At 62.6% G+C, this 13879-nt stretch carries 14 protein-coding genes; 10 read left to right on the forward strand and 4 right to left on the reverse strand.

Annotation, left to right across the window (positions count from 1 at the left end):
• Positions 1-146: 146 nt before the first annotated feature.
• From rpmH to ON753_RS17340, 8 genes are all read left to right on the forward strand, one after another.
• Positions 147-281, forward strand: a complete 135-nt coding sequence (rpmH, locus tag ON753_RS17305; protein WP_006934271.1) for a 50S ribosomal protein L34 — start codon at positions 147-149, stop codon at positions 279-281.
• Between the two features lie 27 nt (positions 282-308).
• A complete protein-coding gene (gene rnpA, locus ON753_RS17310) occupies positions 309-743 on the forward strand; it encodes a ribonuclease P protein component (protein ID WP_265963861.1) in 435 nt (144 codons plus the stop codon).
• Between the two features lie 6 nt (positions 744-749).
• Positions 750-2576, forward strand: a complete 1827-nt coding sequence (gene yidC / locus ON753_RS17315; protein ID WP_265963863.1) for a membrane protein insertase YidC — start codon at positions 750-752, stop codon at positions 2574-2576.
• Between the two features lie 215 nt (positions 2577-2791).
• Complete coding sequence (locus tag ON753_RS17320; protein WP_265963865.1) at positions 2792-3472, forward strand: CatB-related O-acetyltransferase; 681 nt, start codon at positions 2792-2794, stop codon at positions 3470-3472.
• Between the two features lie 9 nt (positions 3473-3481).
• Positions 3482-4129, forward strand: a complete 648-nt coding sequence (gene yihA, locus ON753_RS17325) for a ribosome biogenesis GTP-binding protein YihA/YsxC (RefSeq protein ID WP_265963867.1) — start codon at positions 3482-3484, stop codon at positions 4127-4129.
• 123 nt (positions 4130-4252) lie between these two features.
• Entirely contained in the window at positions 4253-5140 is an 888-nt protein-coding gene (argB, locus tag ON753_RS17330; RefSeq protein ID WP_265963869.1) for an acetylglutamate kinase, read from the forward strand.
• A complete protein-coding gene (locus tag ON753_RS17335) occupies positions 5137-5880 on the forward strand; it encodes a pyrimidine 5'-nucleotidase (protein ID WP_265963871.1) in 744 nt (247 codons plus the stop codon). Before argB ends, ON753_RS17335 begins: the two co-directional genes overlap by 4 nt.
• A gap of 124 nt (positions 5881-6004) precedes the next feature.
• On the forward strand, positions 6005-6868 hold the full coding sequence (locus tag ON753_RS17340; protein ID WP_265963873.1) for a LysR substrate-binding domain-containing protein: 864 nt from the start codon (positions 6005-6007) through the stop codon (positions 6866-6868).
• 7 nt (positions 6869-6875) lie between these two features.
• On the opposite strand, the gene ON753_RS17345 is transcribed toward ON753_RS17340, so the two are convergent.
• Positions 6876-7781 (reverse strand): DMT family transporter, encoded by a 906-nt coding sequence (locus ON753_RS17345; protein WP_265963874.1) that lies wholly within the window; start codon positions 7779-7781, stop codon positions 6876-6878.
• A 266-nt stretch (positions 7782-8047) separates the two neighbouring features.
• Between ON753_RS17345 and dapD the strand changes: the two genes are divergently transcribed.
• The gene (gene dapD / locus ON753_RS17350; RefSeq protein WP_265963876.1) at positions 8048-8899 is read left to right on the forward strand and encodes a 2,3,4,5-tetrahydropyridine-2,6-dicarboxylate N-succinyltransferase; all 852 of its coding nucleotides are present in this window, start codon (positions 8048-8050) and stop codon (positions 8897-8899) included.
• A 109-nt stretch (positions 8900-9008) separates the two neighbouring features.
• On the opposite strand, the gene ON753_RS17355 is transcribed toward dapD, so the two are convergent.
• The 3 genes from ON753_RS17355 to ON753_RS17365 form a co-directional block, all read right to left on the reverse strand.
• Positions 9009-9602: a hypothetical protein gene (locus ON753_RS17355; protein WP_265963878.1), complete on the reverse strand. Its 594-nt coding sequence runs from the start codon at positions 9600-9602 to the stop codon at positions 9009-9011.
• Between the two features lie 89 nt (positions 9603-9691).
• Positions 9692-10870, reverse strand: a complete 1179-nt coding sequence (gene dapE / locus ON753_RS17360; protein ID WP_265963880.1) for a succinyl-diaminopimelate desuccinylase — start codon at positions 10868-10870, stop codon at positions 9692-9694.
• Positions 10871-10916: 46 nt separating this feature from the next.
• Positions 10917-11342 (reverse strand): DUF805 domain-containing protein, encoded by a 426-nt coding sequence (locus ON753_RS17365; protein WP_265963882.1) that lies wholly within the window; start codon positions 11340-11342, stop codon positions 10917-10919.
• Positions 11343-11568: 226 nt separating this feature from the next.
• On the opposite strand from ON753_RS17365, the gene ON753_RS17370 reads away from it, so the two are divergent.
• Positions 11569-13812 (forward strand): mechanosensitive ion channel family protein, encoded by a 2244-nt coding sequence (locus ON753_RS17370; protein WP_265963884.1) that lies wholly within the window; start codon positions 11569-11571, stop codon positions 13810-13812.
• Positions 13813-13879 lie beyond the last annotated feature (67 nt).

The following is a 13879-nucleotide window of genomic DNA, read 5'->3' on the forward strand; positions in this document are numbered from 1 at the left end:
TGGCCCTTATAAGCGCGCTCGATCGGGACATGCACTCGGACCCAAGGCTGACAAGAGCCGCGCTCTTCAAGCGCTTCGAGTGCTTTCTCCAAAGAATTTTTATAGAATGAACAAGGGCCGCGCTCTAAACCCGCGCGGGGAGAACAATGAAGCGTACGTATCAACCGAGCCGTCTTGTCCGCAAGCGCCGCCACGGCTTCCGCGCACGTATGGCCACCAAAAATGGCCGTCAGGTGCTTGCTCGCCGCCGCGCAAAGGGTCGCAAGAGCCTGAGCGCCTAATCAGCGACCAGCCCGCAGCGCGCCGGGTTGGCGGCGTCTGCCAACAACCAACCGCACGCTATGGACACTCTCAAAAAGCGCTCCGAGTTCCTGGCCGTCGCAAAAGGCGGCCGGCTGGGTCGGCGCGCTTTTGTGATTCAGGGCCGCAAGCGCGACAAGGACGGTGCTCCGCGGGTGGGCTATACGGTCACCAAGAAGACCGGCAATTCGGTCATGCGCAGCCGCATCAAGCGGCGGCTGAGAGCGGCCGTGGCCGAACTCGATCCCGGTGAAGTTCCGCAAAGTGCGGACTTTGTGCTCGTCGCGCGCGACAGTGCACTCACTCTTCCCTTTCAAAAACTCGTCGCAGACCTTAAGTCTGGCCTGGGCCAGGTGCTGGACCCCGACACACAGCGCGGATGGGGAAAGCCGCGCCGGGCGAAACGGCAGGACCAAACGACAATGCGCAGGAAACAGGGGTAACTCCAGTTGATTTCTGAAAACCGAAACACGATTCTGGCAATCGTATTGTCCCTGATCGTACTGCTCGGCTGGCAGTATTTTGTGGCCGCACCGCAACTGGAGCGCAAGCAGGCCCAACTCGAGGCGCAACAGCAGGGCGAAGCAGGCCCTCAGGCGACCAGCGGCAACCCGGATGCTCCGCAGCCTTCCGTCACGCCGGGTGACGGCACGTCCGCTCAGGCACCGGCAACCGGCGGCCAGGTGGGTTTCGCGAACAGGCAGCAGGCACTGGCGGCCTCCTCCCGCGTGAGCATCGACACGCCCCGCCTGGAAGGCTCGGTGAACCTCACCGGGGGACGCCTCGACGACCTGCGCCTCAAGGACTACCACGAGACCGTCAACAAGAGCAGCCCGACCATCGTGCTGTTCTCCCCCTCGGGCAGCCCTGACCCCTATTATTCCGACTATGGCTGGGTCGCCGATGCGGGCGCCGATGTTGCCCTTCCCGGGCCAAACACCGTCTGGTCCATCGAAGGCGACGCAACGCTGACGCCGGACACGCCGCTGACGCTCACCTGGGACAATGGCGCGGGCCTGACGTTCAAGCGCAGCTTCGCGGTGGACGAGAACTACATGTTCACCGTCACCCAGTCCGTCGAAAACACCTCTGCGGACGACGTCACCCTTCACCCATACGGCCTGATCGCCCGCCACGGCACACCGGAGACCACCGGCTTCTTCATCCTGCATGAAGGGCTGCTGGGCGTTTTCGGCGAAGAAGGCCTCAAGGAAGTCGACTATGACGACCTGGAGGAGGAAGGAACGATCCGGCCGGCGAAGGTCGACCAGGGCTGGCTCGGCATTACCGACAAGTATTGGGCCGCGACGCTGATCCCGTCTCCCGGCGAGGAGTTCCAGCCGAGCTTCCGGCACTCCACCACGACCGGCAATTTCCAGACGGATTTCCTCGGCACCAGCGTTACGGTTCCGGCCGGCGGAACGGGCGAGACGAGCTCCTATCTGTTCGCCGGCGCCAAGGAGACCAAGCTCCTGGACGGCTATGAGGAAGCGCTCGGTGTCCACCGGTTCGAGCTTCTGATCGACTGGGGATGGTTCTACTTCCTGACCAAACCGATGTTCTTTGCCATCGACTGGTTCTTCCACCTGACCGGCAATTTCGGCGTCGCCATTCTTCTGGTGACCGTGATCGTCAAGCTGATCTTCTTCCCGCTGGCCAACAAGTCCTACGTCTCCATGAGCAAGATGAAGCTCGTGCAGCCGCAGATGACGGAGATCCGCGAGAAATACGGCGACGACCGCCAGAAGCAGCAGCAGGCGCTGATGGAGCTCTACAAGAAAGAGAAGATCAATCCGCTGGCCGGCTGTCTGCCGATCCTGATCCAGATCCCGGTGTTCTTCTCGCTCTACAAGGTGCTGTTCGTCACCATCGAGATGCGCCACGCGCCGTTCTTCGGCTGGATCAGGGATCTGTCGGCACCGGACCCGACCACCATCTTCAACCTGTTCGGCCTGATCCCCTGGGACCCGCCGCAGATGCTGATGCTGGGCGTGTGGCCGCTGCTGATGGGGATCACCATGTTCATCCAGATGAAGATGAACCCGGCTCCGCCGGACCCGACCCAGCAGATGATCTTCACCTGGATGCCGGTGATCTTCACCTTCATGCTGGCGTCCTTCCCGGCGGGTCTGGTGATCTACTGGGCGTGGAACAACACCCTGTCCGTGACCCAGCAATACGTGATCATGCGCCGTCAGGGAGCCAAGGTGGAGCTCTGGGACAATCTCCGGCCGCTTTTCAAGCGAAAGAAACCGGCCTCCGGCGACAAGAACTGAGACCGGTCCGGGGGCTGACAAGCCCGCAAAGACCTGATAAGAAACAGGGCCTCGCCATTCGGCGGGGCTCTTTTTCCGTTTTAGAGGAGTGCATGGACTGATGATCCGATAAGGCAAGACCTGTTCCGCAAGGCGAAGTCGCTCACCGGTAGGTCGACCGCGTTCACGAACGCGATTTCTTTCTTCCCCTTGTTTCTTGCTTTCTTGGAGGTCCCATGCGCGGCCCGTCTCCCGACACCCTTCATCCGTTCAATGGTGAACCGCACACGGTTTTCCTGAAGAACGTCATCACGCGCCCGAATATCGAAGTCGGCGATTTCACCTATTATAACGACCTGACCGCAGCGTCGGACTTCGAAAACCGCAACGTGCGCTACCATTTCGAATTCCTCGGCGACCGGCTGAAGATCGGGCGGTTCTGCGCCCTTGCGCAGGGCACCACCTTCATCATGAACGGCGCGAACCACGCCATGACCGGGTTCTCGACCTATCCATTCAACATCTTCGACGAGGCCTGGCGGCAGGGTTTCGACCTGGCCACGATCTTCGACCATCTGCGCGGCGATACCATCGTCGAACACGATGTCTGGTTCGGAACCGGTGCCACGGTGATGCCGGGCGTCACAATCTGCTCCGGGGCGATTATCGGCGCGAATGCCGTGGTGGCCGCGGACGTGCCGCCCTATGCGGTCGTCGTCGGCAATCCGGGCCGCATCGTCCGCCTGCGTTTCGACGAAGACACCATCGAGCGCCTTCTGGACATCGCCTGGTGGGATTGGCCGGTGGAAAAGATCACGCGGCACCTGGGGGCGATCCGGGGCGCGGAAATCAGCGCGCTGGAACAGGCCTCGATCGAGCCCGAATGCGCGCTCGACGCCGACCGCAAGGCAGGGTAGAAGGCGCCCATGAGCGAAGAACAAACCTATAGCGAGGAAGACCTGGAGGCGGGCCGGCTGATGTTCGCCCGCCCCTGGGACTTCCTGACCAGCGTCACCGACATGTCCAACCTGCCGGAGGCAGCGGGCATCGAGATTGCCTTTGCAGGCCGGTCCAATGTGGGCAAGTCCAGCCTGATCAACGCCCTGACCGGACGCAAGGGGCTGGCCCGCACATCGTCCACACCCGGCCGGACGCAAATGCTGAACTTCTTCGTGGCGCCCGACACCCCGCTGACGATCGTCGACATGCCCGGTTACGGCTATGCGCAGGCGCCGAAGGACATGGTGGAAGCCTGGACCCGGCTGGTGTTCTCGTATCTGCGCGGCCGTCCGAACCTGCGCCGGGTCATCCTGCTGATCGACAGCCGGCACGGCATCAAGAAGAACGACCTGGAGGCGATGGAGCTTCTGGACAAGGCGGCGGTCGTCTACCAGGTCGTGCTGACAAAGTGCGACAAGATCAAGCCGCCCCAGCTTACACGGCTGATCACGGACACCGGCGCCATTCTCGCCAAGCGCGTTGCCGCCTATCCTGAAGTCATCGCCACGTCGTCGGACAAGAATGTCGGCATCGATACGCTGCGCGCCGAGCTCTGCAGCCTCGCCAGCCAGTAGGCCGGGTCCCGTCGCCACAGCGTTTGGCGGGCACCCGGCTTGTCATTGTGAAGCCCCGCCAAACCGGCTATAGCAGGGATCCTTCGCATTCTGTCTTTAAAGTCCGACGAGTATTGCACGTTCATGACCACGCCTGAAACTGCCAGCCGCGCCCATATCATCGCTCAAGCCCTGCCCTACATGCAGCGCTATGACGACAAGACCGTCGTCGTCAAATATGGCGGCCACGCCATGGGCGATGCGGATCTCGGCCAGGCCTTTGCCCGCGACATCACCCTGCTTCGCCAGTCCGGCGTCCACCCGGTGGTCGTCCATGGCGGCGGCCCGCAGATCGGGAAGATGCTGCAGCGGCTGAACATCGTCAGCGAATTCAAGGGCGGCCTGCGGGTCACCGACAAGGCCACGGTCGAAGTCGTCGAAATGGTGCTCGCGGGCTCGATCAACAAGGAAATCGTGCAGCTCATCAATGCGGAAGGCGGCCGGGCGGTCGGCCTGTGCGGCAAGGACGGCAACCTGATCACCGCCCGCAAGCTGACGCGGACGCTCGTCGATCCGGACAGCAACATCGAGAGCGTCGTCGATCTCGGCTTCGTGGGCGAGCCGGCCACAGTGGACCCGACCGTGCTGAAACTGGTGCTGAAGGAAGACATCATTCCGGTGGTGGCGCCCGTCGCGCCGGGTGAGGACGGCGAAACCTACAATATCAACGCGGACACTTGTGCAGGCGCGATCGCCGGTTCCCTCGGTGCCAAGCGCCTCCTGTTCCTGACGGACGTCCCCGGCGTCCTCGACAAGGAAGGCAATCTCATCAAGCAGCTGACCGTCGCCAGGGCCCGCGAGCTGATGGCCGACGGCACGATTTCCGGCGGCATGATCCCGAAGGTCGAAACCTGCATCGAGGCACTGGACCGGGGCGTCGAAGGCGTCGTCATCCTGAACGGCAAGGTCCCGCACGCGGTTCTTCTGGAACTCTTCACCGATGGCGGCGCGGGGACCTTGATCCGACCGTGACCGGCAAAGACCCCCAGCCCCGCGAGGGCCAGCAGGCACACCGGCAAGACCTGAGGGTTTTCCGGGGTGTCGAGGCCTGGGTTTTCGATCTCGACAACACGCTCTATCCCCATGAGGCCAATCTGTTTGCGCAGATCGACGAGCAGATCGCGCGCTACATCCAGAAAATCCTGGACCTTCCCCCCGACGAAGCGATGGCCCACCAGAAGGCGCTTTACCATGAACACGGGACGACGCTTCGCGGCCTGATGACCACCCATGAAATCGATCCGGACGATTATCTGCGCTTCGTGCATGACATCGACTATTCGGCCCTTGCCCCCAATCCGGAGCTCGGCCATGCGATCGAGGCGCTGCCGGGCAAAAAGTTCATCTTCACCAACGGCGACCGGCCGCATGCGGAGCGCACCGCGGCCGCCCTCGGCATATCCGATCATTTCGAAGACATATTCGACATCGTCTCGGCGGACCTGATCCCCAAGCCCAACCGGGAGACCTACGAGAAATTCGTGGATCGAACGGGGATCTCCCCGGCGCGCTCGGCCATGTTCGAGGACCTGCCGAAAAACCTGCATACACCGCATCTTCTCGGCATGCGGACGACGCTGATCGTTCCGAAGGGATCGCGGGACGTCTTCCAGGAATCCTGGGACCTGGAAGACGACCGCTATGCCCATGTGGATTTCGTCACCGACGATCTGACCGGTTTTCTCAAGGCCGTTCTGGGCGCGCTGAAATAGTTCATCCCGCATTTTGAAGTTAACGGTCCTGCATTCAGGCGGCTCTGTCTGAACGCAGGTTGATCTGGCGCTGAGGGACCAACTCAACTAGTTTGAGCAAAACTCAACTGTCGGAGACCGTTCCATGGCGTCCCTGCGCGCGCTGCATGCCTTTTCCCTGCTCGCCCGGCTCGGCCGGGCGGCGCTTGCCGCCGAAAAGCTGGGCGTGTCGCCATCCGCCCTTTCCCACCTGATGCGCAAGCTGGAAAGCGAGCTTGGGGCGACGCTGGTCAACCGGGACGGGCGCGGGCTGACGCTGACCGAGGAAGGCCAGCGGCTGGCGCTCAGCCTGGGCGATGCCTTCGACCGGATCGAGGAGGCTGTCGACAGCTTCAAGCGGCGCGGGCGCACCGAACTCAGGATCAGCACGGTTTCGACCTTCGCGACCCGCTGGCTGATCCCGCGCCTGCCTGCCTTCCAGGCGAGCCAGCCGGATGTCGAGCTGCTCCTGTCCGCCTCGACACGCATGGTGGATCTCGGCCGGGAGAATTATGACTGTGCGATCCGGCTCGGCAAAGGCAACTGGCCGAGCGTCGAAAGCCACCTCCTGTGGAAGGAGCATCTGGCGGTCGCGCTCGCACCCGGTCTGTTGAGCGGCAAGGATGCTGCGGACCCCTCCGTCCTGACCGGGCTGCGCCTCCTGCACACGGCCTCGCGCCGCAACGACTGGATCATCTGGCTGGAGGCTGCCGGCCTCACCCATGCCGACACCAAGTCCGGCATGGTCCTGCAGAGCCGCGACCTTGCCATCCAGGCGGCGATTGCCGGCATGGGCGCCATCGTGATCGACCGCCGGTTCGTGTCGCAGGAACTGGAGGCGGGACACCTGGTGATGCCGGACTGGAAGGTGGTCGAACTCGACACCGGCTACTGGTTCGTCCGCTCGCCGGCCCGCACCCTCACCCGCCCTGTCGCAGCCTTCCGGGACTGGCTGCAGACGACGGCGTGAGCGCAGCTCAGCGCAGCAGAATGATCCCGAGCACGGCAAGGACGATCAGGACGCATCCGAGGATTTCGGATTTGGCGATGATCTCCTTGAACACCAGCCAGGAGGCCAGGAAGGTGAACACGAGCTCGATCTGGGCAAGTGACCGCACATAGGCAACGTTCTGCAGGGTCATGGCCGTGAACCAGCCGATGGAGCCGGCAACGCCGGAGGCGCCGACCCAGACGGCGCTGCGCCAGGCACTCAGGCTGGCGCGGAGCTGGTCCGGTTCCCGGATGACCATCCAGACAGCCATGGCAATGGTCTGGAACGATGTCGCATAGACCAGGGCATAGGCGGCCTGCATCGGAACGCCCGTGCCCTCCAGCGACAGGGACGCCGTGCGGTAAGCGACCGCGGAAGCCCCGAAGAAGGCGGCCGAGGCAAGGCCGATCAACGCCGGCTTTCCGGCGAGCGACCGGAGCACGGCCGATACCGTGAGGGGCACGCGAGCCAGGGAAATCACGATGACGCCGGCGATCCCCATCACGATGCACACGGCAGCGGCGAGCGAAATCCTTTCCCCCAGCACCAGAAACCCGAACAGGGCGGCCTGGATCGGCTCCGTCTTCGAATAGGCTGTGCCGACCGCGAAGTTGCGGAAGGCGAACAGATGGATCAGCAGAAACGTGCCCAGGATCTGCGCAAGGCCGCCCAGGGCGCCGGCGATCAGCATCGTCGCGTTGGGAAGGGGCAGCGGATAACCGAACACCGTGTGGAGCACGGCCGCATAAAGTACCGCAAAGGGCACGCCGTAACCGAAACGCACGAAGGTTGCCCCGGTCGTCCCCAGCTTGCCCTTCAGGTGCTTCTGCATGGCCGTGCGCAGGTTCTGACAGAACGCGGCGCCGATCGTGATCGGTATCCATAACTCCACGGGTGTTTCTTTCTTGTAATTATTGATCTGAAATCATCATAAGAAATTCCCGTTGCCGGTAAATCGGGTAAAATGGCAACTTACCGGTTATCTTTCCTCAACTATTGCAAACGATCGGCCGCCAACCCGGGCCGGCTGCGCCGCCGCGCGGCAGACGGTGCGGGACGGTATCAGGACACCCGCGGACCTTCCCGCGCTTGACAGCACTTGGTTCGGCGGCTTAGGTCCGCCCAGAATTTGTTAACGCCCCGGAGACCTTCTTCCCGATGACCCCAGATCTCGCCTCCCTTGCCAAAATCATCGATGCGGCTTTTGAAGACCGCACGACGATCGAAACGACGACGACCGGTGAAATCCGCGATGCCGTGGAGACCACGCTGAACCTTCTCGACCGCGGACAGCTGCGCGTTGCCGAGAAGAAGGATGGCGAGTGGGTGGTCAATCAATGGGCCAAGAAGGCGGTGCTCCTGTCTTTCCGCCTCAACCCGATGGACATCATCAAGGGCGGTCCGGGCGATGCCACTTGGTGGGACAAGGTGCCGTCGAAATTCGACGGCTGGCGCGGCATCGATTTCAAGGAAGCCGGTTTCCGCGCCGTGCCGAACTGCACCGTGCGCCGCTCCGCCTTCATCGGCAAGGGCGTTGTGCTGATGCCGTCCTTCGTCAATCTCGGGGCCTATGTGGATGAAGGCACCATGGTCGACACCTGGGCGACCGTCGGCTCCTGTGCGCAGATCGGCAAGAACGTGCACCTGTCCGGCGGTGTCGGCATCGGCGGCGTTCTGGAACCGCTCCAGGCCGGACCGGTCATCATCGAGGACAACTGCTTCATCGGCGCCCGTTCGGAAGTCGTGGAAGGCTGCATCGTCCGTGAAGGCTCTGTTCTGGGAATGGGCGTCTACATCGGCCAGTCGACCCGCATCGTCAACCGGCTGACCGGCGAAATCAGCTATGGCGAAATTCCGCCCTATTCCGTGGTCGTGGCCGGGTCCATGCCGACCGCGAGCAAGATGGGCAACGGCGAACCGGCACCGAACCTCTACTGCGCCGTGATCGTGAAAATCGTCGACGAAAAAACCCGGTCGAAAACAGGCATCAACGAATTGCTGCGCGACTGATCCACCGCCGCATCCGTATCCTGAAAGACGAAGCCCCGCCCGTTCGCACAGGCGGGGCTTTTGTCATCCGACCGCTCGATTGCGTGGGCCTGTACCCAGAGAGGCGGGTCTACACCTTCCAGAGATGCCCGACGATCTGGGCGATCACCAGCGTCAGGACGATATCGAGGACGACCACGCCGATTGCCAGGCTGATCGGGGCCTGGAGGGCGATGCGGGCGACGAGAAAGCGGTACCAGAGCACGACCAGCAGGCAGGAGAAGGACAACAGAACGGCAATTCCCGACGAAATGATCCCGAGCAGGAAGAGCAGATAAGTGATCATGTAGGGCACGGAGGCCAGCAGGCTGGTCCAGTTCCTGGCGACGATGAAGGGCACATAGCGGTGGGAGATGCCGATCGGTACCGCGACCAGCGCCAGCAGGACGGGCAACGCGATCCAGTCCATCCCCAGTCCGATAAACTGCGCCGTCCAGTAGGCCTGATCCGGAAAGGCATCGGGAGGAAACAGGTTCTCGGCGAAGAAGAACTGCTTTTCGGCAAGGCCGCTGACCAGGAGAACGGGAACCAGAAGAACGACGACGGTAAAGGAGCGCCAGAACCCCTGAATGGACTGGTCGAAAAAGGTCATGCCTTCGGGCCGGTTGCGCAGCAGCAGCCAGGATCCGTCAAGCGCGGCGCGAATTTCGTCCAGACTGATCAAAATCAACCGCTCCTGCCGCATCGCTCTCCTGCCGCCGGCGCGTGCAAGGAAGCTGCCAGTTTACAAGACCGGCGGGACCCGAACCATATTCATATGGACGCAGTGCGCCCCAAGGCAAAATACTTCACCATAAATCGTTTATAGATCGCCGCGAGCCGGTCAAGATCGCTTGTGGCCGCACACTCGTCAACCTTGTGCATCGTCTGGCCGACGAGACCGAACTCCACAACCGGGCAGTAGTTCTTGATGAAGCGCGCGTCGGAGGTGCCGCCGCCGGTGGAAAGCTCGGGAGCACGGCCCGTTTCCGCCTCGACGGCCTCGCTCAGCGCGGCGATCAGCGTCTCGTCCCTGGTCAGGAAGGACTCGCTGGCGTCGCGCTTGAACCGGACATCGAGCTTCAACGTGCCGAGATCCACGGCCTTCAGCGTCGCAAGGATCTTTGCCTTCAGGGTTTCGAGCGTCCACTCGTCATTGTAGCGGATGTTGAAGCGGGCCTGCGCGCGTGCCGGAATGACGTTGTAAGCCGGATTGCCGACATCGACGGTAACGATTTCGAGGTTCGAAGGCTGGAAGCGCTCGTTGCCCTCGTCGAGCACCAGGCCATCGAGCGCGGCCAGGAGCCGGACCAGACCCGGGATCGGATTGTCGGCCAGGTGCGGATAGGCCGCGTGACCCTGGATGCCCGTAACCGTGACATCGCCGGACAGGGAGCCGCGCCGGCCGACCTTGATGGCATCGCCGAGCTTTTCCGGGTTCGTCGGCTCGCCGACGACGCAGGCGTCGAACGCGTAACCCTGCGCCTTTGCCCATTCCAGCAGTTTCACGGTGCCGTTCACCGCCGGACCTTCCTCATCGCCCGTGATCAGGAACGAAATCGTGCCCCCGAAGTCCGGGCCGAAGTCTTCGACGACATCAAGCGCGGCCGCCGCAAAGGCTGCAATGCCGCCCTTCATGTCGACGGCGCCGCGGCCATAGAGATAGCCGTCCGCAATCGTGCCGTCGAACGGTCCATGGCTCCAGTCGCTGTCCGTCCCGGCCGGAACCACATCCGTGTGGCCGGCAAACACGAAATGAGGTTTGCCGGAGCCGATGGTGGCAAAGAGATTTTCGACATCCGGCGTGTCCTCGTCCTGAAAAGTGACGCGGGAGACGGAAAAGCCCGCCCGTGTCAGCAACCTCTCAAGGACGGCAAGCGCCCCGCCCTCGACCGGCGTCACGGACGGGCAGCGGATGAGGTCCTGGGCGATGGAAACGGCGGAAGATGGCATGGAAAAACCTCTTGGGCCTCGGTCGTCGTAGGAATTCTGCAGCCGGTCAGCGCTTGCGCCAGTAGCTGTTGGGAAGCGGTCCGTGCCGGTTCGGCGCTGCCTGGCTGGGCACGAAACCGAGAATGACGACCATCAGAAAGCTGACGATCGGCACGAAGATGAGCAGCGCCAGGAAGCCGCTTTGGCCGATATCCTGCAGGCGCTTGATGACCATTGCCAGCTCAAACCACTGCAGCACGAAAAACAGGACCGGCAACAGCGGGTTGGACGCCATGAAGACGGCCGGCGTGATCGTCTCGGGCGACGGGATTTCCGTAATCGACATCAGCCAGATCCGCACCGCGATGGCCAGGATCATCCAGATCAGCGCGAAGCACAACCAGTAGGGTTGCCTGCCCATGCGCCCGATCGGGCTCAACAGCGCCCAAAGGGGGCCGGGTGTGACATTCGCGCTCTGTGGGGGCGTGTTCATTCAATCCCGCTCGAGTTGGTGGTTCCGGCAAGGACGTAGACGCATAAGCCGCAGGGATCAAGCTCAGTCATGCGTTTCGCCGTGCGGCATTTCCGGTGTGCAGCGAATAACACGGCATGCCGGGCCGCCGCACCTGGAAAACGCCAGGGAATTTACATGGATTTTACACAACCAACGCGACTATCCTCAAAACACCGGCTTCGAAAGCCGCCTTGGGGACCCGTTCATGACCTGGAAGACACTCCTGTCCATCTGCCTGCTGAGCATTGCGCTCGCTCCGGCATATCTTTTCTCCGGTTCCGCCGTCGCGCAGGAAACAGCATCCTCGCTGCCCCCGCAGTTGCAGCAGGAAGCCATGGAAAAACTCGTGTCGGATCTCGAACCTGAGCAGGTGAAAGCACTGACGGACCTGATGACACTTCTGCAGCAGGGCGCCGAAGCCAGGACCGGTCAGGCAGCTTCCGCCGCGGCGGGGCCCGGCGCCCTTCAGCAGATCCGGACGGTGGTGGAGAATTTCGGCGCGAGGGTGGCGGACCAATTCCGCAACCTTCCGGAGCTCTTTTCCGGCCATTTTTCCAGCCTCGGCGCCCTGGTTTCCGGCTCCGTGGCCGGCCCCTTCCACATTCTGATCGGCGCAATCGCCCTGATCCTGGCGGTGGGCCTTGCCGCAGAGTTCCTTGTCAATCGGCTGGTTCACGCAAGGCGCGACGCCATCCGGACGCGGACACCGGCAACCCTGCTCGAGACCGTCAAGCTGGTCACCTCTCGCGCCGCTCTGGACCTGAGCGGACTCGTCGTCTTTGCGATCGTGGCACTTGTGGTGGGCCGCATTGCCATTCAAGATCCGGTTACCCGATCGTTCGCTCTCCAGGCCGTCTTCTGGATCGTGTTCCTGCCGCGGCTCGCTGCAGCGCTGATGCGCTTCGCGCTCGCACCTCACCGCCGCGAACTGCGCCTCGTGACCGCGGACGATGCAACGGCGAAATCCCTCTACCGCAGTTTTACCAGCCTCTTCGCCTTTGTCGGGGTGGTGTTCTTTTCAAGCGAAGTCCTGCTGGCGGCGGGCGCAGATCATGTCACCGAGACTTTCCGCTTCTTCATCGGCTTGGCCGTGAACGCATGGATCATCGCGGTGATCTGGAACGCCCGACATGGCCTGACCAGCATCCTTATGGGAGACGAGGAGGAGCCGACCGTCGGACTGCAACGCATGGCGCGGTTCTGGCCGTATTTTTCCATGGCTTTCATTGCGTTCAACTGGCTGCTTGTGCAGGTCACCGCCAGCATGGGCATTGACGCGCTGACGGCGGACCGGTCCCTCGCCGTGATCACCCTGGTGGTCTTCGCGCCGTTTCTCGACACGATGGTGCGCGGCATCGTCGCGCATATCATTCCGCCGATGCAGGGCGAAGGACCGACCGCGGAAGCCGCTCATCAGCAGACCAGGCACAGCTATGTCCGGATCGCCCGCGTCGGCCTCCTGACGTTCCTTGTTCTGGCGGTGGGGCGCATCTATGGACTCAATCTTCTGGCGATCGGCAGCCAAGACGGCTCGGCGGTTGCCCGTCACAGCGTGATCTTCCTGCTGATCCTGGCGGCCGGATACCTGGCCTGGGAAATCACCAATCTCTGGGTCAGCCATCAGCTTGCAAAGGATTCCCCGCCCGCGGCGACACAGGACGACGATGCAGAGATGGGCGGCACCGGCAAGTCCCGCATGGCGACCATTCTGCCGCTGATCCGCATTACCGTGCAGGTGACCATCGTCACGCTGACGGTGCTGCTTGCCCTCAGCCAGCTCGGCATCAACATCACGCCGCTGCTGGCGGGCGCCGGTGTCGTCGGCCTGGCCGTCGGCTTCGGAGCGCAGACGCTGGTGCGCGATGTGGTGTCCGGCCTCTTCTTCCTGATGGACGACGCCTTCCGGCTGGGCGAATTCATCGATGCCGGCGGGACGCAAGGCACCATCGAAAAAATCTCCGTCCGCTCGCTGCAACTGCGCGGCAGCCGGGGGCCGGTTCATATCGTCCCCTATGGCGAAATTCCGAAACTCACCAACCTGTCGCGCGACTGGGTGATCATGAAGCTGAAGTTCACGGTTCCCTTCAATACGGACGTCGAAAAGGTGCGCAAGCTCTTCAAGAAGATCGGCCAGGACATCATGGAGATGGAAGAGTTCAAGGACGACATCCTGGCGCCGTTCAAGGGCCAGGGCGTTGCCGACGTGGACGATGTCGGCATCGTGGTGCGCGGCAAGTTCACCACCAAGCCCGGCAAGCAGTTCGGCGTGCGCAAGGAAATCTACAAGCGCGTGCAGAGGGAGTTCGAGGAAAACGGCATCCAGTTTGCCCGCAAGGAAGTCAGGGTGCACATTCCCGAAGGCGCCAGGCTGGACGAAAGCCAGCGAGAGCAGGTGGCCCAGGCGGTCGCCGCGTCCGATGCGTCGGAGACCAAACCGGCCGCCGAATAGCCGGTGATGTAAGTCCTTCTCCGAATTGAGCGCTTGCACTTCCGGGCCTAGGATTGCGGTGCCTTCC

The organism is Roseibium salinum (genome assembly GCF_026240905.1).
Taxonomy (GTDB): domain Bacteria; phylum Pseudomonadota; class Alphaproteobacteria; order Rhizobiales; family Stappiaceae; genus Roseibium; species Roseibium salinum.

Coding starts and splice junctions, on each gene's coding strand:
- yihA (WP_265963867.1), top strand. CDS start 3,482: ATGAGCGAAGAACAAACCTATAGCGAGGAAGACCTGGAGGCGGGCCGG.
- ON753_RS17320 (WP_265963865.1), top strand. CDS start 2,792: ATGCGCGGCCCGTCTCCCGACACCCTTCATCCGTTCAATGGTGAACCG.
- dapE (WP_265963880.1), bottom strand. CDS start 10,870: ATGCCATCTTCCGCCGTTTCCATCGCCCAGGACCTCATCCGCTGCCCG.
- rpmH (WP_006934271.1), top strand. CDS start 147: ATGAAGCGTACGTATCAACCGAGCCGTCTTGTCCGCAAGCGCCGCCAC.
- ON753_RS17370 (WP_265963884.1), top strand. CDS start 11,569: ATGACCTGGAAGACACTCCTGTCCATCTGCCTGCTGAGCATTGCGCTC.
- dapD (WP_265963876.1), top strand. CDS start 8,048: ATGACCCCAGATCTCGCCTCCCTTGCCAAAATCATCGATGCGGCTTTT.
- argB (WP_265963869.1), top strand. CDS start 4,253: ATGACCACGCCTGAAACTGCCAGCCGCGCCCATATCATCGCTCAAGCC.
- ON753_RS17340 (WP_265963873.1), top strand. CDS start 6,005: ATGGCGTCCCTGCGCGCGCTGCATGCCTTTTCCCTGCTCGCCCGGCTC.
- ON753_RS17365 (WP_265963882.1), bottom strand. CDS start 11,342: ATGAACACGCCCCCACAGAGCGCGAATGTCACACCCGGCCCCCTTTGG.